This window comes from Glycomyces sp. NPDC021274 (assembly GCF_040641195.1).
In the GTDB taxonomy this organism is placed as follows: domain Bacteria; phylum Actinomycetota; class Actinomycetes; order Mycobacteriales; family Micromonosporaceae; genus Glycomyces.
In genome coordinates this window covers 152,790-177,943 of the sequence record NZ_JBFADC010000005.1, presented here as the reverse complement: position 1 = coordinate 177,943, position 25,154 = coordinate 152,790, and the positions used below count along the sequence as shown (strand labels likewise).

At 69.9% G+C, this 25,154-nt stretch carries 21 protein-coding genes and 3 tRNA genes; 11 read left to right on the top strand and 13 right to left on the bottom strand.

The window, feature by feature from the left end:
* Window positions 1–74 precede the first annotated feature (74 nt).
* Together AB0I03_RS13890 and AB0I03_RS13885 are read left to right on the top strand one after the other, a co-directional pair.
* Window positions 75–1,076 (top strand): DUF2332 domain-containing protein, encoded by a 1,002-nt coding sequence (locus tag AB0I03_RS13890; RefSeq protein WP_360411613.1) that lies wholly within the window; start codon window positions 75–77, stop codon window positions 1,074–1,076.
* Between the two features lie 345 nt (window positions 1,077–1,421).
* Window positions 1,422–2,729 (top strand): hypothetical protein, encoded by a 1,308-nt coding sequence (locus AB0I03_RS13885; protein WP_360411610.1) that lies wholly within the window; start codon window positions 1,422–1,424, stop codon window positions 2,727–2,729.
* 248 nt (window positions 2,730–2,977) lie between these two features.
* On the opposite strand, the gene AB0I03_RS13880 is transcribed toward AB0I03_RS13885, so the two are convergent.
* Window positions 2,978–3,068: transfer RNA gene (locus tag AB0I03_RS13880), tRNA-Ser, on the bottom strand.
* 75 nt (window positions 3,069–3,143) lie between these two features.
* A complete protein-coding gene (locus AB0I03_RS13875; protein ID WP_360411607.1) occupies window positions 3,144–3,947 on the bottom strand; it encodes a type II CAAX endopeptidase family protein in 804 nt (267 codons plus the stop codon).
* 365 nt (window positions 3,948–4,312) lie between these two features.
* Here AB0I03_RS13875 and AB0I03_RS13870 point away from each other — a divergent pair, with 365 nt between their 5' ends.
* The 3 genes from AB0I03_RS13870 to mshD all read left to right on the top strand — a co-directional run bounded on the left by AB0I03_RS13870 (window position 4,313) and on the right by mshD (window position 6,402).
* Window positions 4,313–5,167, top strand: a complete 855-nt coding sequence (locus AB0I03_RS13870; RefSeq protein ID WP_360411604.1) for a hypothetical protein — start codon at window positions 4,313–4,315, stop codon at window positions 5,165–5,167.
* A gap of 39 nt (window positions 5,168–5,206) precedes the next feature.
* Window positions 5,207–5,298: transfer RNA gene (locus AB0I03_RS13865), tRNA-Ser, on the top strand.
* Between the two features lie 168 nt (window positions 5,299–5,466).
* Window positions 5,467–6,402 (top strand): mycothiol synthase, encoded by a 936-nt coding sequence (gene mshD / locus AB0I03_RS13860; RefSeq protein ID WP_360411601.1) that lies wholly within the window; start codon window positions 5,467–5,469, stop codon window positions 6,400–6,402.
* Window positions 6,403–6,522: 120 nt separating this feature from the next.
* On the opposite strand, the gene AB0I03_RS13855 is transcribed toward mshD, so the two are convergent.
* The 5 genes from AB0I03_RS13855 to AB0I03_RS13835 form a co-directional block, all read right to left on the bottom strand.
* Window positions 6,523–7,275 (bottom strand): hypothetical protein, encoded by a 753-nt coding sequence (locus AB0I03_RS13855; protein WP_360411598.1) that lies wholly within the window; start codon window positions 7,273–7,275, stop codon window positions 6,523–6,525.
* 92 nt (window positions 7,276–7,367) lie between these two features.
* On the bottom strand, window positions 7,368–8,369 hold the full coding sequence (locus AB0I03_RS13850; RefSeq protein WP_360411595.1) for an inorganic phosphate transporter: 1,002 nt from the start codon (window positions 8,367–8,369) through the stop codon (window positions 7,368–7,370).
* A 2-nt stretch (window positions 8,370–8,371) separates the two neighbouring features.
* The gene (locus AB0I03_RS13845) at window positions 8,372–9,001 is read right to left on the bottom strand and encodes a DUF47 family protein (protein WP_360411592.1); all 630 of its coding nucleotides are present in this window, start codon (window positions 8,999–9,001) and stop codon (window positions 8,372–8,374) included.
* A gap of 286 nt (window positions 9,002–9,287) precedes the next feature.
* Complete coding sequence (locus AB0I03_RS13840; RefSeq protein WP_360412197.1) at window positions 9,288–11,144, bottom strand: ATP-dependent DNA helicase; 1,857 nt, start codon at window positions 11,142–11,144, stop codon at window positions 9,288–9,290.
* 140 nt (window positions 11,145–11,284) lie between these two features.
* Window positions 11,285–12,700, bottom strand: coding sequence for an AI-2E family transporter (locus tag AB0I03_RS13835; protein ID WP_360411589.1), 1,416 nt, complete (start codon window positions 12,698–12,700; stop codon window positions 11,285–11,287).
* A 280-nt stretch (window positions 12,701–12,980) separates the two neighbouring features.
* Between AB0I03_RS13835 and AB0I03_RS13830 the strand changes: the two genes are divergently transcribed.
* Genes AB0I03_RS13830 through AB0I03_RS13820 form a run of 3 tightly spaced genes read left to right on the top strand, consistent with a single transcriptional unit; the run spans window position 12,981 to window position 15,948 of the window.
* Window positions 12,981–13,319, top strand: a complete 339-nt coding sequence (locus AB0I03_RS13830; RefSeq protein WP_360411586.1) for a co-chaperone GroES — start codon at window positions 12,981–12,983, stop codon at window positions 13,317–13,319.
* Window positions 13,319–14,254 (top strand): prephenate dehydrogenase/arogenate dehydrogenase family protein, encoded by a 936-nt coding sequence (locus tag AB0I03_RS13825; protein ID WP_360411583.1) that lies wholly within the window; start codon window positions 13,319–13,321, stop codon window positions 14,252–14,254. The genes AB0I03_RS13830 and AB0I03_RS13825 overlap by 1 nt, the downstream gene beginning before the upstream one ends.
* A complete protein-coding gene (locus AB0I03_RS13820) occupies window positions 14,251–15,948 on the top strand; it encodes a DUF885 domain-containing protein (RefSeq protein WP_360411580.1) in 1,698 nt (565 codons plus the stop codon). Before AB0I03_RS13825 ends, AB0I03_RS13820 begins: the two co-directional genes overlap by 4 nt.
* A gap of 148 nt (window positions 15,949–16,096) precedes the next feature.
* Here AB0I03_RS13820 and AB0I03_RS13815 read toward each other — a convergent pair whose 3' ends face one another.
* Window positions 16,097–17,239: a winged helix DNA-binding domain-containing protein gene (locus AB0I03_RS13815; protein WP_360411577.1), complete on the bottom strand. Its 1,143-nt coding sequence runs from the start codon at window positions 17,237–17,239 to the stop codon at window positions 16,097–16,099.
* A gap of 143 nt (window positions 17,240–17,382) precedes the next feature.
* Here AB0I03_RS13815 and AB0I03_RS13810 point away from each other — a divergent pair, with 143 nt between their 5' ends.
* The 3 genes from AB0I03_RS13810 to AB0I03_RS13800 all read left to right on the top strand — a co-directional run bounded on the left by AB0I03_RS13810 (window position 17,383) and on the right by AB0I03_RS13800 (window position 19,397).
* Window positions 17,383–18,072 carry a hypothetical protein gene (locus AB0I03_RS13810; protein ID WP_360411574.1) on the top strand — a complete coding sequence of 230 codons (690 nt, stop codon included), beginning with the start codon at window positions 17,383–17,385 and terminating at the stop codon, window positions 18,070–18,072.
* Between the two features lie 145 nt (window positions 18,073–18,217).
* Window positions 18,218–18,293 (top strand) — tRNA-Arg (locus tag AB0I03_RS13805).
* Between the two features lie 165 nt (window positions 18,294–18,458).
* A complete protein-coding gene (locus AB0I03_RS13800) occupies window positions 18,459–19,397 on the top strand; it encodes a DUF6528 family protein (protein ID WP_360411571.1) in 939 nt (312 codons plus the stop codon).
* A 103-nt stretch (window positions 19,398–19,500) separates the two neighbouring features.
* Here the strand turns inward: AB0I03_RS13800 and AB0I03_RS13795 are convergent, their stop codons facing one another.
* From AB0I03_RS13795 to AB0I03_RS13775, 5 genes are all read right to left on the bottom strand, one after another.
* Window positions 19,501–20,337, bottom strand: a complete 837-nt coding sequence (locus AB0I03_RS13795; RefSeq protein WP_360411568.1) for an MOSC domain-containing protein — start codon at window positions 20,335–20,337, stop codon at window positions 19,501–19,503.
* A gap of 24 nt (window positions 20,338–20,361) precedes the next feature.
* On the bottom strand, window positions 20,362–21,411 hold the full coding sequence (locus AB0I03_RS13790; protein WP_360411565.1) for a hypothetical protein: 1,050 nt from the start codon (window positions 21,409–21,411) through the stop codon (window positions 20,362–20,364).
* Between the two features lie 33 nt (window positions 21,412–21,444).
* Window positions 21,445–22,260: a hypothetical protein gene (locus AB0I03_RS13785; protein ID WP_360411562.1), complete on the bottom strand. Its 816-nt coding sequence runs from the start codon at window positions 22,258–22,260 to the stop codon at window positions 21,445–21,447.
* 26 nt (window positions 22,261–22,286) lie between these two features.
* Complete coding sequence (locus AB0I03_RS13780; protein WP_360411559.1) at window positions 22,287–23,246, bottom strand: hypothetical protein; 960 nt, start codon at window positions 23,244–23,246, stop codon at window positions 22,287–22,289.
* 162 nt (window positions 23,247–23,408) lie between these two features.
* The gene (locus tag AB0I03_RS13775; protein ID WP_360411557.1) at window positions 23,409–25,136 is read right to left on the bottom strand and encodes a D-glucuronyl C5-epimerase family protein; all 1,728 of its coding nucleotides are present in this window, start codon (window positions 25,134–25,136) and stop codon (window positions 23,409–23,411) included.
* Between the last annotated feature and the right edge of the window lie 18 nt (window positions 25,137–25,154).

Here is a 25,154-nt window from a genome sequence, read left to right as displayed (position 1 = left end):
CGTAAGGCGATCGGCACCGGACTGTCGTTGAATGGGAAGCGGATCCGCCGCCGGCGCGGCGTAGCATGGCGCGCATGTTCGATCCGATCCTGGACGCGGACTCAGAGTCCGATCAGGTCGCGCGCACGTACGCTCGCTTCGCGGCGCACGAGACGGCGGGCGTCTCCCCCATCTACGAGGCCTGGGCCGGCGGCGTCACCGCCGACGAACCGGTCCGGGCGCTCATCGCCGCGCTACCGGTCGCGAAGCGCCAACCGAACCTGGTGTTCGCGGCCTCCCGGCACGCCGGGGCCCCGGTCGGCCCCTACGAGCCCTGGCGCGAATGGCTGCTGGAGCACTGGGAATCGGTGCGGCCGATCGTGATGGCACGTGCGACCCAGACCAACGAGGCCGCCCGCTGCGCGACATTGCTCCCGGTCCTGTCCCGGATCGAGGGGCCCGTGGCCCTCCTGGAGGTCGGCGCTTCGGCGGGCCTGTGCCTCTACCCCGACCAGTACTCCTACCGCTTCACCAGCGACGCCCCGGCAGCACTCAACCCCGACTCCGGCCCGAGCCCGGTGGTCCTCGAATGCGCGCTGTACGGCACGCCCGCGCCGACCCGGCTCCCGGACGTGGTCTGGCGCGCCGGTATCGACCGCAACCCGCTCGACGCCACCGACCCGGACACCCGCTCCTGGCTGGAGACACTGGTATGGCCCGGACAGGACGAACGACGCGAGCGCATCGCGGCCGCCGCCCGCATCGCCGCCGCGGCACCGGCACCGATCCGCGTCGGAGACCTCAACGAGGTGCTGGCCGAGGTCGCCGCGGACGCGCCGACGGAAGCGACGCTCGTGGTGTTCCACTCCGCGGTCCTCGTCTACGTGTCCACCGCCGACCGAGCCCGGTTCCGCGACACCGTGTCGAATCTGAACTGTGTCTGGATCAGCAACGAGGGGGCCCACGTGTTCCCCGACATCGCAAGCCGCCTACCGACCGGTGTGGACACCGACGGATCGTTCGTGCTCGCCGTCGACGAGGAACCGGTAGCGCTGACCGGGCCACACGGCCACTCACACACGGCTTTCCGAGTCTGATTCCCGACCCGCGTTTGGGTCCGAGTCGCCCCAGGCTTACCCAGCGGTGCGGCAAGCCTGAGATGCCAGAGGCTCGGGTTGTCGGATTAAAAGGCCGCCAGACGAGTCGGTCAATGTAGGAAAGTTGCCGGTCGGCCATGATCGCATGGGAAAAAATCGCGGATAGGGGGCTCTGGTTGGAACGAACCGGGAAGCTGAACGAGCGGCCAGCTCAAGGTCCTCGGGCTTGTCGGTGACGGCGACGACCTCAGTGGTGAAGCTTCAGTGCAGTTTCGGAACACGGCGAGGGCGCTGCAGTCGCGTGGGCTGGTCTTGGTCAGCCGGGCTGAGGACCGGTGGCGGGCCGTGATCACCGAGGCCGGTCGCTTCTACCTCGAGCACGGTACTCACCCCGAGGCTGCGGGCGCATCCGCAGCAGCGGGCCGGACGCCGAGGCAGCGCACCCGCCCCGCCGATGATGCCTCGTCGGGTGCGAGTCCCCGCTATGGGCCGCCTGCGCTGAAGCGGCCGGCATCGGCGGGCGAGCGCCATTGCGACGCCGTCGAGCTGGTCGAGCGTCTGCGCGCGGAGCGGATCGTGGACCTGCTGTCGCTGTCCGAGGCGGAAGTCGACCGGTGGCGCAAGACCATCGACTACGCGAAGCGGCACGGCCTAGTGCCCGAGGGTCACCGGATCGAATGCAACCATCCAGCCGCCAGCACGATGACCGTTCGACTCGTCGCCGCGACGCACCCCACCGCCGCCTTGAAGCGGGCCGCACAGCTCCCACCGGTCCCGGTCCCTGGCCGGCTGGACCAACCCCACCCGGTCATCGCTCGGCTGCGGGACGACTCTGAACGGATGGAAATGCCGAGCGAGGTGCGCCATCGCGGTCTCTGCATCCTGCAGGCCCTCGCCGAGGCCGCGGTCGAGCGCGGCTGGGACGTCACCGACGCGCCAGGCGACCGAGGCAGCACCTTGTCGGAGAAGCAGCAGGTTCGGCTCGCCCGTGAAGGAGTGGTCCGGATCGGGATCAACGGGTTCAGGTACACGGTCACGGTCGATCAGAAGTCCCCGCAGGCACCTGACCCTGCCAAGGCCAGCCGCCTCAAGATCGCACTCCCCCAGTCGCATACAGACTTGCAATCGACATGGACCGATGCGAAAACGGTCCTGCTGGAGCAGCGGCTGCCCGAAGTGATCGAGGCCCTCTCCCACCGCGTCGCAGCAGATCAGGAACGGACCGCAGCGGAAGCACACGCGCGGGCCGCCCAACAGGTGGCCGGGGCAGCAGAAGCAGCCAGAGACCGAGAGCGGGCAGTCGAAGTCTTCCTCGCACAGGAACTCGATCGCCGAGCCAGGGAGTTGGAGCGTTGGCGGCTCCTCACTGCCTACTGCGATCAACTCGAAGCGCACCTCGATGCAGCCGATCCTCAAGCAGCCCAGACCGAATCCGCTCGCGCGTGGCTGGCCTGGGCCCGCGCCCACACCGCGAAAGCCAACCCGTTCAGTGAGCTGCCGGGCATGCCCGAAGTGCCCGACGACCTCACCCGCGTCAAAGGGGCAAAAGATTCCGGTGACGCGATTCCAGATGTCTCCGCTGCTAGAACGCCCATGGAGCCAAGGGGTCCTAAGGTATGGGACACAGGCCGGAGGTTTCACTCCAATGGGTGAACGATGCTGAGCAACAGCCGCTTTCGCTTCAAAACTTTGGCGGGTATTTGGCGGAAAACTGCCTGGCGACCGCTGGACAGCGCTGTACGCAGATGGCGACGAAGAGTCAGACAAGCGGTATTTCATCAGGTCAGAGGCCACGAACGGCAGATTTTCGTACATAGTCGCGGATGTTCGAAGACGACTGCGGGGACACTGTCCTTTGTGACAGTGTCCCCGCAGGTCATGTACGTCGCTTTACGCGAAAGTGGCGGAGGATATGGGATTTGAACCCATGATCGGGTATCACCCGAAACCCGCTTAGCAGGCGGGCGCACTAGGCCACTATGCGAATCCTCCAGGACGCGCCGGAGCGCGTACCAAGCACAGAGCATACCGGGCCGGTGGCGGAACGCCCAAGCGGGTTCGGGTCGGTCAGAGCCAGCTCACGTGGGGTGCGACCAGGAGGTATCCGACGAAGGCGGCGATGTCGAGGAGGGTGTGGGCCACGATGAGGGGGCCGGTGCGCTTCCAGCGGAGGTAGAAGGATGCGAAGACGGCGCCCATGACCATGTTGCCGATGAAGCCGCCGAAGCCTTGGTAGAGGTGGTACGTGCCGCGGAGGAGCGAGTGGGCGGCGATGATCGCGAACGGGCTCCAGGCGAGCTGGCGCAGGCGCGTGACGAGGTAGCCGAGGCCGATGACCTCTTCGATGATCGCGTTCTTGAGCGCGGCGAGGACGAGGATCGGGACGGCCCACCACACGTCGTTGAGGTTGGCGGCGGCGATCTCGGCGTTCAGGCCCAGAGCGCGGGCGGTGAAGTAGAGGCCGAGGCCGGGGATGCCGATGCAGGCGGCGAGTCCGGCACCGCTGAGGAGGTCGAAGCCGGGGCGGCGGGTGTCGAGGCCGATGGCGCGGAAGGGGTTCCCGCGGTCGAGGCTGAGCAGGTGCAGGGCGAGCGCGACGGGCGCCATGGCGAGAACGAGGCTGACGAGCTGCTGCGCGAGGTCGTACCAGGGCCGTTCGGCCTCGGCCTTCGCCGAGTTCATCGGCTGGACGCTGTCGGCGAGGCCGCCCGGTTCGGTGAGGGTGCCGACGATGTCGACGATCGACCAGATCGCCGACGCGCCTAGGGAGACGGCGAGGACGATCCAGATCTCGCGCCCGATGGCGCGGGGCGCGAGCAGCGGCGCCGGCGCCGGTTCTTCGGCGAGCGCGGTCTCGGAGCGGTTCGACATGCGTTCCAGCCTGCCAGAACGGCGGGACGGACGCGCCGACCGGTCGACACGCCCGGGAAAAGCCCGGGATCGAGCGCATCGCACTGCGTGTGCGACGCCCCTGCGCGGGGGTTGGGGATGATCATCGTGCGAGGCGAGGTGCTGTGAATCTCATCCCACTCGGCGACGCTCACCATTCACGGCACCTCGCTTTCCTACACCCTGTCGCGGCCCGGTGTCTGTCGGTTTCTTGACACTCCTCGATGTGGATCAGGTAAGGTTAGCCAGTCCTTACCTGAGAGGGGTACGCTATGCGGCTCGCGACTGCGGAGGCTCACGTCCTGAGCGCCACCGCAATCGATCGACGCCCGCCGGCGCCCCTGCTCATGACGGCTCTGCCCACGACGACTCCGGGTCGTCTGCCGGCACCGCTCCCCCATCCGATCGACGCGCTCCGCGCCGTCGCCGACCGGGTCGACCGCGAGGTCAGCGTCCACCCGCTCGCGGGCGTGCGGGCCTGGCTCGACAGCCCCCACGGGAACGGCAGTGCTCGCGAGAGCCGCGTCGAGCCCAGTGACGGGATCGAGTTCCACGCCGCCGAGTTGGCCGCTGGCGAGCGGGTTGAGGAGCTCATGGGGACGGCCGCCGCACTGTGGGGCGGCTCCGCCCACGCGAACGCGGCCCTCGCCTGGAAGACCTACTGCTACTGGACGCTCGCACCGGTCGTGCTCGGCTATGTCGCCGCCCGCCGCGTCCCGGTGATGGACGCGTCGAACGCGGTCTTCCGTGTCGCCGAGGACGCGCCGATGTTCTCCGTGCGCCAGCTGCGGCCGCGGTTCCTGGTCCTGCCGCACGACCCGTGCGCGGCGCATCCGGACGCGGAAGTGGTCGCGAACGAGTCGGTCCTGCTCGACCGCTTGCACGCCACCGTGTTCGAGGCCCACCTGGGCCCGGTGCTGGACGCGTTCCTCGCGAAGGCCAGGGTCGGGAGGCGCACCCTCATGGGCTCGGTCGCTTCGGGGATCGCCTACGCGGTCGCGTCGATCGCGCAGGTCGTGCCGGACCCGGACGACGTGCTCGCCAAGACGCTCCTGGAGGCGTTCGACGTCGCGGACCTGGTCGACATCAGCACGGACGCTGTGGGCCGCCTGGTCTACCAGCGGCGCACCTGCTGCCTCGCGCTCACCATCGACGGCAACCGCACCTGCTCGACCTGCTGCGTCCGCACCGAGCGGCCCTGACGGTCGTTTGGTAGATTGGCGCTTGCCTCAAGGGGCCCTGGAGGGGTCGCATAGTGGACTAGTGCAGCGGTCTTGAAAACCGCCGTGGGTGTCAAAGCTCACCGTGGGTTCGAATCCCACCCTCTCCGCCACCTGTCGCCGATCGTTCGCGACATTTCCGACGAATAGCGCTTTCGCGCGGGATCCCGATCGCACAACCCCCGGCTACCGCTGTGCGCCAGGGGGTCTTCCCGTGCCCGGGACATGAAAAAGGACTCAGCACCCCGGCACGGTGCTGAGTCCACGATTAGGGTAACCCCATGGCGCAACATGCTTCACTTCCGGGTCGGGATATTCACAGAATCGTTACGATGGCGCACCGCTGCGAGGAGGCGGACGGCATCGCCCCGTTCAACGAGCAGACGACGCTCGCGCTGTCCCGCCACCCGGTGCGGGGCCGCAGGCATTTCGTTGTGCGCCTTGGGGATGCGGTGATCGCGTACGCCGGGGTGGAGAAGGTCGGGGAGGTCGCCGAGGCAGAGATGGCCGTCGATCCCGCCCATCGCGGCAAGGGCGTCGGACACCGGCTGCTGATCAACGTCTTGGATTGGATTGAGGCGGACATCACGATATTGCGGGTGTGGGCGCACGGCGATCTGCCCGTTTCACAGCGGTTCGCGGCGAAGCACGGTTTCACGCGGGACCGCGTGCTGTTCCAGTTCTCGCGCGATCTCGACGGTTTCGCTTGGCCCGCGGCGTGGCCGGAGGGCATCGGCCGGAACTGGCCGGTCGGCGACGGCCCGGCCGCGACCCTGCCGGAAGGGGTGCGCTTGCGGCCGTTCAGGGTCGGCCGCGACGAGGCCGAGTGGCTGCGGGTGAACGCGGCGGCGTTCGCCCACCATCCCGAGCAGGGGCGCTGGACCGCAGCGGATCTCGCCGCGCGCGAGCAGGAGACCTGGTTCGACCCTGATGGCCTGCTCGTGGCCGAGGACGAGGCGGGCCTGCTCGGCTTCCACTGGACCAAAGTGGAGGACGGCATCGGCGAGGTGTACGTCCTCGGCGTCGACCCCCGGGCCCAGGGCACGGGACTCGGCCGGACCCTCACCCTCGCGGGACTCGCCCACCTTGCGGCGCACGGCATCAGGCAGGTCGACCTCTACGCGGACGAGTCGAATGCCAAGGCGGTCAAGCTCTACCGCTCGCAGGGGTTCGATGTCGTGCGCACCGACGTGCAGTGGGCGAAGCGCCTGCGCTGAGCGGCAGCGAGCGAGACTCGCGTGAACGATCGGCTCCGCGGTGTCGGACCACGCGGGTACGTTGGTTTGCAAGGGGGCTTTTGCCAAGGACATTTCCGTAATTCCGGAAATGCGCCGTCGTCAAGTCGAAGCCAGCGCGTCCGTCGGATAGCCCTCTTCGCCCGGCAGCACCAACCGGGCCTCCTCGCCGGTGACCGCGACGCGCGGCAGGATCGGCGACATGTCGCGCTGCTCGGCCGCGGCGAACACCTCGCCGACCGTCGAGAACCGCGCGAGTTCGGCCAACGTCGTGGCCTCCGGGATCGACATCTGGCCGCCGTACTGGCACACCGCCTGCTCCGGCCCGATCCACGTCGCGTACTCCGGCTCGCGCACCCGGATGCGCGGCTGGAAGCCCTCGGCGAGCGTCGCCACGTAGATCCACGTGTCGAATCGCACCGGCTCGTACTCCGGCGTCACCCAGCGCGCCCAGGCGCGCTGCAGGGCGACCATCGCGCCGGTCTCCTCCTCCACGGACCGCATGCCCGTCATGGCCACGTCCGGGTCGTCGGGCTTGTGCCGGCCGCCCGGGAAGCCGTACTGGGCGCCGCGGGGCCCGTTCATGGCGTTCTCGTAGTGGTCGACGTCGAGGTGCGACCACCGTTCGCGCACCTGGAGCGTCTCGGCCGGGCCGATCGACGGGAGCCCGAACGGCTCCTTCGCCGCGTGCCGCAGCAGGAACACCCGCAGCGGGGCCTCGCGCAGGAGGACGACGGCGGCGGCGCGCTCGGGCTCGGCGGGAGCGCCCTGGCTGCGGAGGCGGGCGAGAGCACGAGCGGCCGACGCCGAGTCGACCGCTCTGAAGTCCCATTTCCCGAAGCGCTGGATGGACATGCCATCACGCTAACCCAAGACCGACTGATTCCAGCGCGCAACGGCCGAAACGACAGCGGCCCGACCGAAGTCGGGCCGGTCGGGTCCGTGGCCTAGCCGATGAACTGGATCGGCAGGTAGAACAGGGCGCCCACGATCGCCGCGATCGGGAACGTGATGATCCAGGCGATCACGATCGAGCGGGCCACGCCCCACCTGACGGCGCGCTTGCCGCCGGTCGAGCCGACGCCCATGATCGCCGAGGTGATCGTGTGGGTGGTCGAGATGGGCGCGCCGAGCAGGAACGTGTTCGCGTAGAGCACGGCGCTGGCGACGGTCTCGGCCGCGAAGCCCTGAGGCGGGCCGAGGTCGATGATCTTGCGGCCCATGGTCTTGATGATGCGCCAGCCGCCCGCGTAGGTGCCGGCGGCCATGACGGCGGCGCTGGCGAGGTAGACCCATTCGGGGATCGGCTCGGCGTCGGTGTAGTACCCGCCGACCGAGAGGGCCAGGATGATGATGCCCATGACCTTGGCGGCGTCCTGCATGCCGTGGCCGATGGCCATCGCGGCGGCGGAGGCGGTCTGGGCGTGGCGGAAGCCGCGGTTGAGCTTGTCGGGGCGTCCGCGCCGGAAGAGCCAGTACACGGCGATCATGACGAGGAAGCCGAGGGTGAACCCGACGAGCGGGGAGACGATCGTGGGGAGCACGATCTTGTCGAGGATGCCGCCCCAGAGGACGACCGCGCCGCCGGCCATGGTCGCGCCGACCATGCCGCCGAACAGGGCGTGCGAGGAGGATGTGGGGAGGCCGAAGTACCAGGTGGTGAAGTTCCAGGCGATCGCGCCGAAGAGGCCGGCGATGACGATCAGGATGCCGTCGATGCCGTCGGGGAGCTCCACCAGGCCGCTGGCCACGGTCGCCGCGACCTTGCCGCCGAGGTGCGCGCCGACGAAGTTGCCGATCGCGGCCATGCCGAGTGCGACCCGGGGCTTGAGCGCCCGGGTCGAGATCGAGGTGGCGATGGCGTTCGCGGAGTCGTGGAACCCGTTGGTGTAGCCGAAGAGGAGGGCCGCGGCGATGCAGACCGCGACCGCGATGAACACACTGTCCACGTTCAGGATTCCTTGACGTAGACCGACTCGACGACGTTGGAGACCGACTCGAAGGAGTCGCACGCGGCTTCGAGCTCGTCGGCGACCTCTTTCAGCTTCATGACCGTCAGCGCCGGGTACTCGCCGGAGTACAGGCGCACCAGGAGCATGCGGTAAGCGCGGTCGCCGTCGTTCTCGAGGCGGTTGCACTCGACCCAGAACTCCTTCATGCCCTCGTTGAGGCCCTTGAGCTTCGGCATGTACTCGGCGAGGAGGTCGGCCTGGGCGCCGAGCACGGTGATCTGCTCGATCATCTCGCGCGGCAGGTCGGGGAGCTCGGAGAGGCCGTAGAGGTAGACCAGGTTGGCGGCGGCCTCGATGTGGTCGAGGATGTCGTCGAGCTTGCCGGCCAGGTGGTACATGTCCGTGCGGTCCATCGGGGTCACGAACGTCGAGTTGATCTTGTTGAACAGCCGGTGGGTCAGCTGGTCGTTGTCGTGCTCGACGTCGACGAGGCGCTCGGAGATCTTCTGGTAGTCAGCCGACTCGTCTCCCAGTTCGGCCAGGATCGCCACGCCGCGGCGGATGTTGTCTGCCGCGTCATTGAAGAAGGCGTAGAACGTGTCGTCCTGAGGCTTCAGCGAGAACCGCACTGGGCACCCCTGCTTTCGGTCGGTTTGACTGTCCTCACTGTACCGATCGGCTCAGGGGACGGGTGGAAATCGTCACCGCGAAGTTAACATCCAGGTGAACTCGACACAAGCTCGCGATGTCTCGTGTGTGTGAATCCACGAAACCGCTCCAAGCTGGGGTTATGCAAAGGTTTCATTTGAATTCACCTTGCGTTCACCTTTAACTTCGGGAGGCACCACTCAAGCGCCGCACTGCGGTGCTCCTGCCATGCCGAGAAGACGGGTTCCCCGGGCCGCCCGCGTCTAATCAGTCGTTCGCGGTGTCGGCGAGCCGACCCAGCGCGGCCACCACCGAATCCGACTTCGTCGTGTACCAGAACGGCGGCAGCGAATCCCGCATGAACTTCCCGTACGAGCGGCTCGTCTCCAGCCGCGAGTCGAGGATCGCGACCACGCCGCGGTCCGACGTGCGGCGGATCAGCCGCCCCGCTCCTTGCGCGAGCCGGATCGCCGCGGCCGGGACCGACACCTCGGCGAAGCCCGAGCGGCCCGCCGCGTCCGCCGCCTCCGAACGCGCCGCCGTCAGCGGCTCGGTCGGGCGCGGGAACGGAATCCGGTCCACCACCACGAGGCGGCAGGTCATCCCCGGCACGTCCACGCCCTGCCAGAGGCTCATGACCCCCAGGAGGCAGGTCGACTCCTCCTCCTTGAACCGCTTCACGAGGCTCCCGAGCGTCTCCTCGCCCTGGAGCAGGATGTCGTAGTCGGTCTGGGCGCGAAGCAGTTCGGCCGCCGCCTCGGCGGCCTTCTTCGACGAGAACAGGCCGAGGGCCGCCCCGCGGCTCGCCTCGACCAGGCGCAGCAGCTCCTTGCCGGACTCGGCCGACAGGCCCGACGCGGTCGGGCGCGGCAGCGACGCCGCCACGTAGAGGATGCCCTGCTTGCGGTAGTCGAACGGCGAGCCGACGTCAAGTGACGTCCAGCCGTGGCCGTCGGCGGGCAGACCGATGTTGCGCGCCACGATGTCGAACCGGCCCCCGAGCGTCAGCGTCGCGGACGCCGCGATCACCGTGCGGTCCTCATAGAGCATCGCCGAGAGCAGGCCGCCCACCGAGAGCGGCGCGGCGACCAGCTGCGGGCCGTTCGGCTCCGCCCAGATCACGTCGTCCCCCGCCGGGCCGATGCAGCGCCCCGCGGTCTCGATCGTTTCCACGAGCCCGGCCTTGAGCTGCTGGGCGCTCAACTGCTTCTTCGTCTCCGCGTCGAGCGTGGACAGGTGGGTGGTGGCCTTCACGCACGCGCCGTTGATCAGGTTGAGCGCCTCCACGAGCGGCGCGGGCAGCTCACCGGAGAACCGCCGCTCACCGGCCGCGGTGAGCGCGCCCTCGAGCGCGTCCGCGGCCTCCCGGACCTGGTCGGCCACATCGGGGTCGATGAGGCGGCGCCCGCGCTGGGCGAGCCAGCGCAGCCGGGCAGGGTGGAGCTCGGCGCGGGCGGCCGAGGTGACGCGGTCGACCAGCTCGTGGGCCTCGTCCACGATGAGCACGGCGTGCTCGGGCAGGACGCTGCGCTCGTTCATCATGTCGATCGAGAGCAGGGCGTGGTTGGTGACGACGATGTCCGCCTCATGAGCTTTGGCGCGGGCCCACTCGGCGAAGCAGTCGGGGCCCTGCGCGCAGTCCTTCGCGCCGGGGCACTCGGTGGAGGAGGTGGAGGCCTGCTTCCAGGCGCGGTCGGAGACGCCCGGGTCGAGGTCGTCGCGGTCGCCCGTGTCGGTGTCGCCCGCCCAGTCGAAGAGGCGCTGCACCTGCTTGGCGAAGGACGCCTGCTGCCCGGCCCATTTCAGGGTCTCGGTGCCCTCGATCGCGCCGTCGTCCTCGTCCTCTTCGCCCGCGATCTTCCGCTTGCAGATGTAGTTGTGGCGGCCCTTGAGGAGCGCGAAGGTCGGCGTGCGGCCCAGAAGGGGCGCGACGGCCTCGACCAGGCGCGGCAGGTCGACGGCGACGAGCTGGTGCTGGAGCGCGAGCGTGGCGGTCGAGACGACCACGGGCTTGCCCGCGGCGAGCGCCGCGCACAGGTAGGCGAGGGACTTGCCGGTGCCGGTGCCGGCCTGGACCAGCAGGTGCTCGCCGGAATCGACGGCCTTGGCGACGGCCGCGCACATCTCGCGCTGGCCTTCACGGGCCTGCCCGTGCGGGGTGGCCGCGACGGCGGCGTCCAGGATGGCGAGGGCGTCCCGTTCGGCTTTGGTGGCGGCTTTCGGAGCGGGCTGGGCGGGGACTTCAGTGACCGTGGCGTTGGTGCTCATGCCTCCTGCGCCGCCTGCTCGCCGGTGTCAGTGCTGTCTTTGCCGGTGCCCTTGGAGCCGGCGGCGCGGCGGGCCCGCTCTGCTGCACTGGCGGCGGCGCTGACTCTGACCGCTTCGGCGGTGGCGTCCTCGCCTTCGAGGCCGCGGGACTGGGCTTCGCGGCGGGCCTCGCGGTAGCGGTTGAGGGCGCGGACGGTGCCGTTGACGATCGCCAGGAGCGGCACGGCGACGAGGGCGCCGATGATGCCCCACACGAAGCCGCCCGCGGTGACGGCGAGGACGATCGCGAGTGGATGGAGTTTGACCGCGCGGCTCATCAGGAAGGGCTGCAGCAGGTTCGACTCGAGCTGCTGCACCGCGAGGACGATGCCGAGGACGATGAGCGCGGTGACGAGGCCGTTCGGGGCGCCGACGAGGGCCACGACGACGGCGACGATGCCCGAGATCGTGGCGCCGATGATCGGGATGAACGCGCCGAGGAAGATCAGCGTGGTCAGCGGCAGCCACAGCGGCACCTTGAGGAGGTACAGGCCCAGGCCGATGAAGATCGCGTCCACTGCGGCGACCACCACGATGGTGCGCATGTACTGCACGAGGGTCGACCAGCCGGCGCCGCCGGCGTAGCGCAGCGGCTCTGAGGCGGTGCGCGGGAGCATCCCGGTGAGGAAGGTCCAGATGCGGCGGCCGTCGCGGATGAAGAAGTAGGTCGTGAACAGGACCAGGAACAGGCCTGCCGCGAAGTTGCCGAGGCCGGAGGCGGTGGAGGTGGCGACGTCCACGCCGGTCTGGACGATGGCCTGCTGGTTCTCGTCGTACCAGTTGGTGATGTTGTCCTGGATGTTCGCGACGATCTCGGCGACCTGGGCGCCGTTGAGGCCGTAGGGGCCGGATTCGAGCCAGGCCTGGGTGTCGCGGAGGCCGGTGACGATCGAGTCGTAGAAGTCGGGGATGCCGGCGATGAACTGCTGGACGACGAACGTGAGGATCGCGCCGACGGCGGCGAGCCCGGCCACGAGCATGAGGATCGAGGCGAGGGACTTGTTCCAGCCTTTGCGGATCAGCCACGCCGCGGGCGGCTGGAGCATGGCGGCCAGGAGGAAGGAGATCGCGACGGGGATGACGACCGTGGTGACGTAGCTGAGCAGGTAGAGGACCACGGCGATCGCGGCGCCGATGATGAGAAGCCGCCAGGACCAGGCCGCGCCGACCGCCAGGCCCGTGGGGACGAAGTCGCGTTCGGGGCGCTCGCCGTCGCCGGACTGGTCCAGTTCCGGCGGTATGCCGCTGGGGATCTCGATGTCGTCCTCGACCGGTTCGTCACGCCGGGCCAGCGCCCGTTCGGCGACCGGGTTGAGACGCATGCCGATCCACAATTGACGTGCCCGGGCGGTGGTGCGGCGGAATCGGCTCACGGTCTCTCCAAGGACGGTTCCTCCGGAAGGAGGTGGGTGCAACGTCAACACGTACCGTACCGGTTGGGTGCGACTGCGCCGATACAGCAGCCTGTACCGAGTGCCCGTGGGCACCCCGCGGCGGGGCGGCGGCTCGCGGGCGGCGGGCGAAGTGTCGTACCCGCAGGGCACCCTTGTGTTCAGGGGCGCGGGGATCCGACACCCCCGACCCCGGGGGCGGACGTGAGACTCCCCGCTCGCATTTCGCGCCCGGCCACCGCTGCCGGTAAGCTGGCGCGTTGTGACCGATACACCGTTGGACTCCACGACCGGCCTGCCGGTCCGGCTCTTGCACGACCGCCTCCTCGTGCGCGAGGACGCGGACTCCGAGCGCCGCTCCGCCGCCGGGATCGTCATCCCCGCCACCGCCGCCATGGGCCGGCGCCTGCACTGGGCCGAAGCCGTGGGCGTCGGGCCGCTCGTGCGCTCGGTCGTCACCGGCGACCGCGTCCTGTTCGACCCCGAGGACAAGGCCGAGGTCGAGATGCAGGGCCGCACCTTCATCCTCCTGCGCGAACGCGACATCCACGCGGTCGCCGCCAAGCGCGTCGACAACGACGGCACGGGGCTCTACCTCTGATGCGCGTCGCGGTCATCGGGCTCGGCCTCATCGGCGGCTCCGCCGCGCTGGCCCTGGCCGACGCCGGGCACGACGTGCTCGGCCTCGACCCGGACCCGGCCACCCGCGAGGCCGCCGCCGCGCACTTCCCCGTCACCGCCGACCCGGCCGCGCTCGCGGACACCGACCTCGCGGTCGTGGCCGCCCCGTTCCGCCACCTCGCCGCCGTCGCGTCCGCGACCCTGGACGGCTACACCGGCCTGGTCACCGACGTCTCCTCGGTGAAGGCCGAGCCCGCGCGGATCTTCGCGCGCCACCGGTTCGTGGGCGGGCATCCCATGGCGGGCAAGGAGACCGCCGGGTTCGGCGCCGCCGAGGCGGGCCTGTTCCAGGGCCGCAAGTGGGTGCTGTGCCTCGAAACGGGCACCGACCTCGCGGACTGGACGGCCCTCGCCGGGCTGTGGACATCGATCGGCGCGCAGGTCGTGCCTGCCACGGCCGCCGACCACGACCGGGCCGCCGCCCGCATCTCGCACCTCGAGCACCTGGTCGCCGCCGCGCTCGTGCACGTCGCCGACGAGCCGCTGGCCCGCACGCTCGCGGCCGGCTCGTTCCGGGACGGCACCCGCGTCGCGGCCAGCCCGACCGCGCTGTTCACCGGGATGTGCGAAGGCAACCGGGAGCAGCTCATGGCGGCCGTGGAGGACCTCGCCGTGCAGCTGGACGCTGCGGCGGCGGACCTGGACGCCTACACCGATCGGCCGAACTCAATCAGTGAATGGTTCGACCGGGCCCGCGCACTCCGTGCCGACTGGCCGCCCGAACCTGAAGCGGCGCAGCGCATCCCGCTCACGAGGGCGTCGCTCATGGAGCTGGGCGCGGCCGGCGGATGGCTCGAAGCGGTCGAAAGCGAGGTCGCGCTCGCCCGGCGCCCTCGCGTAAAGTCCACTCCATGAGAAGCATCGATCGCATCGCCGACCAGTACGTAGAGGACGTCATCGCCCTGAGCCCCCTCACGGCAACGAGCATGGGCGTCCCCGGACACGACCACGAGATCGACGACCTCTCGCCCGCCGGGCTCGAGGCCGAGGCCGCCTTGACCCGCAAGGCGATCGCCGACCTGGAAGCCGCCGAGCCGGTCGACGAGCGCGAGCGCGTCGCCAAGGACGCCATCCTGGAGCGCCTGCGCCTCCAGATGGAGCGCCACGAAACGGGCGACACCTACTTGAGCCTCAACGTCCTGGCCTCCCCCGTGCACAGCGTGCGCCAGATCTTCGACCTCATGCCGAAGGACGGCGAGGAGGCCGCACGCAACATCGCAGCCCGCCTCGAGGCCGTCCCCACCGCGTTCGAGCAGTACACGGAGACGCTGCGCGCCGAGGCCGCCGCGGGCCGCGTCGCCGCCGAGCGGCAGGTCCTCGAGGTCGCCACGCACTGCGACAACTGGAACGGCGCCAAAGGCATCGAGACCGACTTCTGGGCGAACCTGGTCAACGGGGTCACCGTGGACGGGGAGCCGATCAAGACCGGCCCGCTGCGCATCGCCCTGAGCGACGGCGCGACCCGCGCCCGGTACGCCGCGACGAAGTTCGCGCTGTTCCTGCGCGAGGAGCTGGCCCCGCAGGCGCCCAAGAACGACGCGGTGGGCCGCGACCGGTACTCGCGCGCGTCCCGCTACTTCATCGGCTCCGCGATCGACCTCGAGGAGACCTACGCGTGGGGCTGGCAGGAGCTGGCCCGCATTGAGGACGACATGCGCGCGACCTGCGAGCGCATCAAGCCCGGCGCGTCGATCGAGGAGGTCGTGGCGTTCCTGGACCAGGACCCCAACGAGAACATGACCGACAAGGCCGTGTTCCGCGACTGGATGCAGGACCTCGCCGACTCCACGATCGCCGACCTCGCGGACAAGCACTTCGACATCCCCGAGCAGATCCGCACGATCGACTGCAAGATCGCGCCGACCGAGGACGGGGCGATCTACTACACGGGGCCGAGCGAGGACTTCTCCCGTCCCGGCGCCATGTGGTGGTCGGTGCCGGAGGGCCAGAAGCTGTTCGGCAAGTGGCGTGAGAAGTCCACTGTGTACCACGAGGGCGTGCCGGGCCACCACCTCCAGGTCGGCCAGACCATGGCCCGCATCGAGCTCCTCAACCGCTTCCAGCGCCAGATGATGTGGTGCTCGGGCCACGGCGAGGGCTGGGCGCTCTACTCCGAGCGGCTCATGGACGAGCTCGGCTACTACGACGAGGACCCGGCCGGGCGCCTCGGCATGCTCGACGCGCAGGCGTTCCGCGCCGCCCGCGTCGTGGTCGACATCGGCCTCCACTGCGAGTTCGCCATCCCCGAGGACAACCCGTTCGGCTGGCGCGCCGGCGAGACCTGGGACGGCGAGAAGATGTTCGAGTTCATGCGGGCCCACACCCGCACGATCGAGGACGACATGCTCCACTTCGAGGTCAACCGCTACCTCGGCTGGGCCGGCCAGGCCCCGTCGTACAAGGTCGGCGAGCGCCTGTGGATGCAGGCCCGCGAGGACTACAAGGCCCGCAAGGGCGCCGACTTCTCGCTCAAGCAGTTCCACTCGGACGCGCTGAACCTCGGCTCGATGGGACTCGCCCCGTTCGCCGAGGCCCTCGGCCGCCTCTAGTAGTACTGACGAAACGGCCTCGCTCGCAGTGCGAGCGAGGCCGTTTCGCGTTCACGCGGGTTGTCGTACCGGCGAGGTACAGGTTGTTGAACGGGGGCACTGCGTACGGAACATATCCGTCATTCCGGATTTGCCCGCTTACGCAGTGTCAGTCCTCGTGGTCGAGCACGAGCTCCATCTCCGGCTTGCCGTACCAGGCCCGCAGCCGGTCCGCGCCGCGGCGCAGCGCCGCGATCTCGGCGGCCGTGAACCCCCGGACCCGCCACGTCTCGAGCAGCACGCTCTCGCGCTTCAGCGTCGCCTTCCAACTGCCGATCACCTGGCCGTCCAGCAGGATCACCGACGTGTACCGCGCCCGGCCCGGGAACCGCGTCGGCGGCACCGAGTGGTGCGTCACGAACTCCTTCGTGTCCGTGTACGAGCACATCATCTCGTCGAAGCCCTGCACGAAGTCCACCACCGGGCCCGCATCGCGCCCGGCCGGCGGCTCCTGCACGTAGTAGAGCACCCGCTCGCCGACCCGCAGCTCCTCCAGCCCGAGCCCGTCGATCGCCGCCTTCGCGTCGGCCACCTTCAAGGTCGCCCAGCGCGTGAAGTCCTTGACGGTGGCGGGCCCGCGCGAGGTGAAGAACCGCAGCGCCAGCGCCCGGACCGCCTCGTCCTGATCGACCGATCCGGCCGGGACGCGCTCGTCGAAGTTCGCGTAGGTCTGCTTGCCGCCCTTCGGCGTGCCCGAGCAGATCGCCGACTCCAGTTCAGCGTGGAAGAGCAGGTGGATGAGGCGCATCCCGGTCGGGTCGGCGATCCCGGCGGCCGCCAGCGCCTCGGACGCCTCCTCGCGCAGCAGGTGCCGCCCGCCGGCGGTGGCCGCCGCGAGCGCCTCGTCCCCGAGCAGCAGCTCGGCCTCACTGAGCCCGAGGCTGCGGAACTGCGTGCCGGCGACCTGCATGACCCGGTGGGCGGTGGCCCCGAGCATCATCCGCATGTCCTCGACCGGGACGGTGTGCCAGGTCGGACGCAGCACGTGGGTGCGGATCACCGCGCCCTTCTCGATGAGCGCGTCGACCGCGTCGACGCCCGCGAACGCCAGGCCCTCGGCGTCGGGGCGGGTGCGCATGGCGGGGGTGAGTTTCGAGGGCTGGAACTCCTGGGACTGGACCGCGCCCAGGTGCCTGAACGCGTCCAGGGGTGTGGCGAAGCGCTCGCCCCAGAGCCGCTGGGAGTGGGCCCGCCAGGCGGCGACCGCGCCCGGCTCGAGATCGGTGCCGACGCGGCCGGTGGGTGATGCCATGTGGACATGCTAACCGGCCCTTACGACATGAGCCCTCCGCCGATCAGCGTGTTCCACTGCGCCCGGCCGCATGGCCGGAATCACCGCGTGCGCGTACGAACGTACGGGTAGACGCGGTTGCGAACAACGGCCACAATTGCGGCATGTCCCTTCCCAACGCGGTCCTGAGGCTCTCCACCGACGTCCTCGCCGAGATCAACGACGACGAGCGCCTCGCGTTCGCCTATGCGCACGGCCCCGCCCTGTCCGGTTTCGGGGAGGAGGCCGAACTGGTCTGCGTGTGGGAGACCGACACCGTCCCCGCCGACGCCAGCGACGAGGCCGTGCACCTCACGGTCGCGCGCTTCCAATCCGACCTGGAGGCCCTCGACCGCGGCGAGGGCTGGCAGCACCCCGGCGACGAGCCCCTGCACGTCATCGCCCGCTTCGCCGAGGGCACCCTCCTCGCCGACGACTCCGAACTGGGCTCGAAGGCCCGCGCCGAGGTCACCGAGTTCCCGCAGGCCCTGGCCGACGCCTCCCGCGAGGCCGTGGCCGGCGAGGTCGAGACCCTGGCCAAGCGCCTGGGCGACGCCGCCGACCCCTGGGAGCTGGCCGAGACCCTCACCGCGGGATTGCACCGCGCCTACGTCGCGCTCTTCGCGGCGGGCGGCTACTTCTTCCCCGGCCACGAGCACCGCGCGGCCTTCGTCGAGCGCTACCTGCTCGGCGACGAGGTCACCGAGGCCGAAGCCGCAGTATGGGCCGCAGCGAACGCCCCCCTCCCCGAACGCGCCGAGGCCCTCCCCGCCGCCTGGCGAGCCCTGGCGAAGACCGTCCTCGACAACTGCTGAACGCCCGCTGACCGTGGGTTCGAATCCCACGGACAGCCCAAACCATGCGCAATGACCCAGCGCACATCCGCATACCCGGTTGCAGATCGGTTTTCGCCCCAGGTAAGGTTATGCCCGGTCCTGATCGAAACGATCAAGCCGACCTGCGCCGCTAGCTCAACGGATAGAGCATCTGACTACGGATCAGAAGGTTGGGGGTTCGAATCCCTCGCGGCGCACCAACGAAAGCCAGGTCTCCGGACCTGGCTTTTCTGGTTCTCGGGGCCATTGCTGCTGGGGCGGCCAGAGGGCGCGTGTTGCTTTGGACTGGTTCGGGTGTCGCACACTGGTGGGTGGTTCGCGGCCTGGGTTGGGTGCGGACGCTTCCTACCCCCATGAGGAGCAGCATGAGACGGCGGAGTTTTCTGCGGGTGGCGGCCATTGGGGCGCCGTTGGCGGCGGCCGGGGTGGTCGGGGCCGGTGTGGCGTCGGCGGACACGGCGAACTTCAAGGTGATGGTGACCGAGCAGGTCGCCAACAAGGTGATGGTGTTCGACAAGAACGCGGCGTTCAGCGACGCCAACCGGTACAAGTCGTGGAGCCCGGGCACGGGCGGGTGGGCGAACCTGTCCGACTGCCGGATTCGGGACACGGCGCAGTTCGGGGCGATCGGGCTGGCCGCGGCGTCGGGCGGGCGGGTCGGGATCTGGAACATCACCGACGAGAAGGACCAGGAACTCAATGATGTCCTATGGAGCGCGACGCCGGGTGGGAACCCGCATGCGCTGGAGCGCATCCCGGACATCGGCGCGTTCGTGGCGGCCTCGTCCGACGGGTATCTGACGGTGTACGGGCCGACGGCGGTCTCGAATCCGTCGACGCTCGCGCAGGTGCAGCGGGTGACGCTCGCGGGCGCGCACGGCGTGCTGTGGGACCCGAACAACAAGCTGCTGTGGGCCTGCGGGAACAAGGTCGTGCAGGCGTACAAGGTGTCGGGCACGTACCGGAACGTGCGGATCAGCGCGACCAGCAAGAAGGTGGCGCTCTCGGGGCTCGGGCACGACCTGCAGCCGGATTATTCGAACTCCGACCGGCTGCTGGTCTCGGACTCGTACGGGGTCTATTCGATCAGCAAGTCGACGCTGTCGAAGACGACGCTGCACACGACCACGCGCATCAAGGCGTACGTGAAGATGCGCACGGGCGAGTACTTCTACGTGCGCGGCGACAACGCCGGCTCGCGCGACTGGGGCAGCCCGACGGTGGTGTTCTCGCAGTCGGCCGACCGGACGCGCAGCGGCGCGGAGTTCTACAAGGCGCGGTACTACGCGACCGGTTTCAACTAGTTCAGCGGCATTGCGCGACAGGTTGCAAGGCCGGCGGTATTTCGCGACCGGCTTCGACGAGCTCGTGGACGGCCCGTTCGGCGCTCAGCGCTGGACGGGCCGTTCACTGCGCTGCGGCGGTGACACGGTCGCCGATGGTGACCGTGCCTACCGCGAGCACGTTGGCGTAGAGGCCGAAGCAGGTGGCGCGGCCGAAGGCGGGGACGTCGATGCGGTGGTGCGCGGCGAGGGTCTTGAGGAGCGCGCGGTCGGCGAGCGCGTCGCCGTGGGCGAGGGACGGGATGACGCAGCGCGGGGTCGGGATCGCCACTTCGAGGACGGCATCGGGACCGATGGCGATGCGCTGGCCCGGTTCGGGGTCCTCGGGGAGGTCGAGGATGAGGTTGGGGCGGAAGCGGGTCGGGTCGACCTCCCGGCCGTGCTCGGCGCTGAGCCGTTCCAGGGCACCGGTGGTGACGAGGTGGACGGGGCCGTAGTCGAAGAAGCGGCCGCCTTCGGCGTCGTGGCCCGCGGTGACGATGTCATCGTCGCCGGGCGTTTTGTCGGCGGCCCAGTCGGGGATCATGCCGGGCTCGTCGGGCCACCAGTGGTGGCGTTTGAGCTGTTGGGGCGCACTGCGGGTGAGGCGGACGGGTCGGCCGAGCCACGCCGAGACGGCCTTGTCGGCCTCCGCGGTGCCTGCTAGCGCGGGGGCCGCACCGGGAGCTTCGATGTGGACAGTGCCCGGGGTGTCGCCTTGGGCCGGTTGAAAGAAGGCCTTGACGTCGAGGAGGGTTCCCCACAGGCGCGGCTGCTTGGCGCTGCCGATGGTGCCGTCGGCGTCGAGGCAGGTCCAGGTGCGGTCGCCGTCGAGGCCGTGCTTGCCGATGAACGCCTCGGTCACAAGCTCGGCGGCGGCCGATTTGAGCGGGTGGCGGCGGATGCCGATGACGCGGTTCACGCCCGCGATTCTATGCCGGACCGTTCAGGACCCGTCGGGGAAGAAGTACAGGACCGGCGATTCGGCGATCGGTTCGGGAAGCTCGGTGGTCCAGCGGTTGTCGCCGTCGTAGCCGATGAAGGCGACCGAGGCGTCGCTGCGGGAGACGAAGCCGTCCTCGTGGAGGGTGGTGCATCGGGCTTCGTCGGGGCCGACCGCTTCGCCTGAGTCGAGGTCGAGCACGCGGGTGCCGGATTCGGCGCGAATCGTGAAGCCGCCCTTGGCGGCGCTGTCGGGCGTGTAGCCGTCGACGACGCACACGTAGCGGCCGGTCGGGTCGACGCCGACGAGCCCGATGGTGAGCGTCCGCGCTCCGGCCAGGCTCGACAGCGGGATCGTTTGCAGCACATCGCCGTTCGCGTCGACGCGGTAGAGGTAGTTGAACGCGAGGTCGTGGTAGATCGCCTGGGCCGAGCCGTCTTCGGCGGTGTACCAGCGCATCCGGCAACCGTGCGGGTCCAGGTCCACAGTGGTGGGCAGCTGTCCGGCGTCGGGCGAGTGCCATTCGGTGGCGCCCCAGGTCGTGACGGGGAAGGGGATCTCGTCGCCCGCGGCGGTCTCGGTGCCCCAGACCGGGGCGCGGTGGGCGAGGATCGCGGAGCCGTCGGGCAACCAGGCGGGGTCGATGCACGCGTGGTCCACGGGGTACTGGACGGCGGTGGTGATCTCGCCGGTCTCGAGGTCGCCGAACATGAGCGACGCACCGGGACTCGCCCCGGCGACCCACGCGGCGTGCCGACCGCTCGGGTCGATGCTAAGGGACGCGCGCAGGACGGTGCCGACGTCGCCTTCGCCGTCCCAGACGCCGCTGAGGTCGAGCACGGGTTCGACGCCTGCGGACTCGTCCTCGGTGCCGTCGGCCTCGGCGCCCGGGTCCCAGCGGTAGAGCCGGTGGTCGTCGCCCAAGGCGTAGAACACGCCGGCGTCGGCGCCGTCACCGGACGCGTCGAGGTCGCAGGCGGCGAGCACGCCTGCGAGCACCAGGGCGATGGCGAAGTGCTTGCGGCCGTTGCCGGTCCGGTGCGGGTCGTCCAAGGCTTGCTCCTTACTGGTGCGGGCGGGTCTCGGTCAGTCGCTCGCGGCGGCGGTCTCGGTCGCCGTTGCGGTGGTGGCGCGGAACGTGCCGGCGGGCTTGTCGGCGATGCCGTGGCGGCCGATGAGGTCGAGCCAGACCCGGAAGTTGCCGCCGGAGGCGGTCGGGTCGACGCCGCCCGTCCCGAACTTTTCGCGCAGCAGCTCGTAGCCGCGCTTGGTCTTGGGGCCGAAGTCGCCGTCGATGGGCATGTCCTTCACGCCCGCGAGATCCCTTGCGGCCCACTGGATGATGGTCGTGTCGGTCTGGTAGCCCCAGTTGGCGGCGACGGCCTGGCGGCCGCGGTCGACGTGGATGTGGTTCCAGTGGGAGCCGTCAGGGTCGTGGTTGCAGTGGAGGACGGTGCCGAAGTGCTTGCGGCAGGTCGCGATCACGGCGAGGTAGCGGCGCCGCATGTAGAGGCGGCTGTCCTTGCCGTGGAGCGCGGTGTCGACGTAGTGCCCTGAGCCCCAGTCGAAGCGGGTGAAGTCGATGGCGGCGCCGTAGCGGTGGTAGCCGGGTTTGCAGACTTTGGCGCCTGCGAGGCCGGTCCACCGGTAGGTCCAGGGGCCTTCGCTGCGGGCGTACTTCGCGCCGAGGTTGTGGAGGTCGCGGATGACCAGGCCGGCCTTGGCGTGGGCCTCCTCGTGCATGGTGAACGAGGTGGTGGAGGGGTGGACGCCGTTGCCGTCCCCGTCGAAGGCGGTGCGGTAGCGGGTCTTGAGCGCGCTCTGGTGGAGCCAGTCGCGCGTGATGTCGGGGTAGTCGCAGGTCGAGCGCGCGAATGCGGTGCTGCTGCTGGGGAATGCCATGGGTCCTCCTTCGCCGTGCCGGTGCGTCAGCTGGCGCCTCTGATGTGGATGGTCTGGCCGTCGGTCTCGAGCCAGGTGCCGGGTCTGCCCGGGACGGCGTGGATCTCGCCTTGGCACGCGCACGCGGGGGCGGCTTCGAGGGGCGCGCCCGCGGCGGTGAAGCGGGTCTCGGTGACGGTCCCGAGGTGATCGGAGAAGACGCTGACGTGGTCGGCCGCGGCGACGGCGGCCATCGGGCGGCCGGCGTCGCTGATCGTCGCGGCCCGGGTCAGTGCGGTCCGGGCACCGGCGGTGTGGATCGCCTGGGCGCCTTCACCACTGCCGATCGCAACGAAGAGGCCGCCGTCGTGCGAGGTGAGGACGGTGCCGTAACCCTCGCCGAGGCCGGTGGCGAGCGGCCGCTCCGTCCAGGTGCGGCCGGCGTCGGCGGTGCGGGCGAGGTGGGCGCGGGTGATGACGGCCAGGTGCTGGTCGGGGCAGCCTTCGATGGCGACGGCGAGGCCGCGGTCGCCGACCGGCGTGATGGCGGTGGCGATACCGGAGCGGATCGCCTTCGGCACGGGCAGATCGGCGTACGCGGTCCTTGAGTCGCGGACGCGGACGAGCGCGGGCCGGGCTTGGTCGGGCGCGAGTTCGGTCGCGCCGGTGATCCAGAGCGTGTCGCCGAGCGCGGCCATCGAATGCGGGTGGAACCCGGAGGGCAGCGGGAGCGGGAGCGGCGGGCCGAGTTCGGCGCCGCTGGCAGGGTTCTCGGTCGCTTTGAGCAGGCGGAGCGCGTAGTCGGCTTCGGTCGCGGGGTCGGCGGTGAGGACGAGGAGTTCGCCGCCCCGTCCGATCCAGCCCGCTGCGGCGGCGCGGATCTGCGGCAGGTTCGCCGCGCGGGCTGGTCGCGCGGCGGTGAGACCCGCGGTTCCGGCGGCGAGGAGGGCTGCCGCACCGGTGAGGACGGTGCGACGTGTCAGGCCCAGTGGTTCAGGAACGGCCATCTACGCACTATGACCAATGATGACGGGTTATTCCGGGAAACCGCGGTTTTTCATTCCATAGTGCTCTTGCCTTCGGCAGACGCCGGTGCGACTGAACAGCGACGAAGGACCACCGACGCCCGGGCCTCGCTGTTGCGGGACCCGGGCGTCAGGCTCTTGCGGTCAGTTCCCGTCGACGGTGACGTGGCCGTACCAGACCCAGTAGCCGGTGAGGTAGCCGCCGGAGATGCGGTACATCGGCCTGCCGTTGACGATGGAACGCCTGTCGAAGGGGGCGTTGGAGTTCTTGGTGAAGGAGACGGTGCGGGTGGTGTCGAAGCGGCCGTCCGCTCCGAGCGTGAAGCAGTCGACTTCGGTGTTCGCGGGGAAGGTGAGCGTCCGGGCGGGGTAGCACACGACCGGCAGGTACTCGCCGACCAGGTAGGCCTTCGGGTAGGCCTCGCCGACCCACCAGCCCGTGTAGGCGCCGGCGGAGATCCGGTAGTAGATGCCGCGGTCCTTGATCCGTCGGCGCCGGTTCGCGGGCGCCTGGGTGGCGCGGGTGAACGTCACCGTCTTGCGGTCGAGCTCAGCGTCGCCCTTCGACGCGACGTAGTCGCCGTCAGCGTCGGTGTCGAGCTTGTACAAGGTGTGGGTGCCCGCGGCGAACGCGATGTTGCAGCCCTGGGCCAGCGAGGGCCACGGGTAGTCGTCCGTGAGCTGCTCGGCCTTCTGGGCGAAGGCGGGAACGCCCGTCTGCCAGCTGAGCTGCCGGTACAAGTTGATCTCGTGCTGGTGGTACGACACGGTGGGGACCCGGTGCTGCTGGCAGTAGAAGGAGATCCAGCGCGGGTTCCGCAGCAGCGGGTAGAAGCGGTCCATCGTCGTGCACGAGCCGTCGAAGAGCGCCGCGGCGAGCTCGTTGCCGGTGGCCCGCACGTAGTCCCACAGGCCGAAGATCGCGAAGATCATGCCGTTGTAGGTGAAGTCCCCGGTGCCCGGCGTGCTGCTCGGGTACTCCTGGATCCACAGGTACCCGGACCGGTCGCGGTGGACGACCCAGGGCGTGCCGTCGTCGCCGCGGAGCAGGGAGGCGAAGGCGGCGTCGGCGGCCTCGCGGTACAGCGTGCGCTCCTCGTCGGTGACCCCGTCGAGTTCCGAGAGCTGGATGAAGAGGCTGAGCGACTCGCCCTGGGCCATCCCGGAGTACCAGGGGGCCTTGTAGGAGACGCCGCTGTGGGTGGCGGAGCTGAAGTCGAAGGGGTACGGGAAGTACCAGGCGCCGCGGGCCTCCACCCGGGTTTCGATCAGGCGTCCGGCCTGGGCTTTCGCCCGGGTCAGGAACAGCTCCTTGCGGGCGGGGTCCTGCTCGGTGCGGTAGCTGGAGATGCAGCCGAGTCCGAACTGGATCTGGGTGACGGGCTGGTCGTAGCCCGGCACGTCCCAGTCGGGCCGATACTGGATCACGCCTTCCTCGTCCAGGTACGTGTGCTGGGTGTTGGGGGTGACGTTCTCCCACCTCGTGGGTCGGTCCCGCCAGGGCCGCATGGCCTCGGGCAGGTCCACGACGGCGAGGTACCCGTTCTGGTTGAACTCGAACGGCAGCGTGGTCGGGACGTCGTCCATGGCGAACGACTCGGCCTCCGGCGCGCTGCGCGGCTCGGGCACCGGGTTGCTCGGCGGCGTGGCGCTGCCGCCCTCCAGCTGCTCCGGCAGCGGCGGGAGCGGGGGCTCGGCGGGGCTCCCGTGCGGCCGTTGCGCCACGGCGGTGCCCGGCGGCAGCTCGACGGCGGCACTCGACCCCGCGACCGCGACGGCTCCGGCGGCACTTCCGGTGGCGGCCGCGGCGGCGCCGCCGACGAGGCGCATGAACCATCGGCGGTTCACTGCGGAGGGATTGCTGACAGTCATGTTCGGTCCTTCCGGGGG

Coding starts and splice junctions, on each gene's coding strand:
- AB0I03_RS13870 (WP_360411604.1), top strand. CDS start 4,313: ATGACGGCTCTGCCCACGACGACTCCGGGTCGTCTGCCGGCACCGCTC.
- AB0I03_RS13785 (WP_360411562.1), bottom strand. CDS start 22,260: ATGGCATTCCCCAGCAGCAGCACCGCATTCGCGCGCTCGACCTGCGAC.
- AB0I03_RS13840 (WP_360412197.1), bottom strand. CDS start 11,144: ATGTGCGCGGCCGTCGCCAAGGCCGTCGATTCCGGCGAGCACCTGCTG.
- AB0I03_RS13890 (WP_360411613.1), top strand. CDS start 75: ATGTTCGATCCGATCCTGGACGCGGACTCAGAGTCCGATCAGGTCGCG.
- AB0I03_RS13875 (WP_360411607.1), bottom strand. CDS start 3,947: ATGTCGAACCGCTCCGAGACCGCGCTCGCCGAAGAACCGGCGCCGGCG.
- AB0I03_RS13815 (WP_360411577.1), bottom strand. CDS start 17,239: ATGGCATCACCCACCGGCCGCGTCGGCACCGATCTCGAGCCGGGCGCG.
- AB0I03_RS13800 (WP_360411571.1), top strand. CDS start 18,459: ATGAGACGGCGGAGTTTTCTGCGGGTGGCGGCCATTGGGGCGCCGTTG.
- AB0I03_RS13775 (WP_360411557.1), bottom strand. CDS start 25,136: ATGACTGTCAGCAATCCCTCCGCAGTGAACCGCCGATGGTTCATGCGC.
- AB0I03_RS13855 (WP_360411598.1), bottom strand. CDS start 7,275: ATGTCCATCCAGCGCTTCGGGAAATGGGACTTCAGAGCGGTCGACTCG.
- AB0I03_RS13825 (WP_360411583.1), top strand. CDS start 13,319: ATGCGCGTCGCGGTCATCGGGCTCGGCCTCATCGGCGGCTCCGCCGCG.
- AB0I03_RS13780 (WP_360411559.1), bottom strand. CDS start 23,246: ATGGCCGTTCCTGAACCACTGGGCCTGACACGTCGCACCGTCCTCACC.
- AB0I03_RS13820 (WP_360411580.1), top strand. CDS start 14,251: ATGAGAAGCATCGATCGCATCGCCGACCAGTACGTAGAGGACGTCATC.
- mshD (WP_360411601.1), top strand. CDS start 5,467: ATGGCGCAACATGCTTCACTTCCGGGTCGGGATATTCACAGAATCGTT.
- AB0I03_RS13810 (WP_360411574.1), top strand. CDS start 17,383: ATGTCCCTTCCCAACGCGGTCCTGAGGCTCTCCACCGACGTCCTCGCC.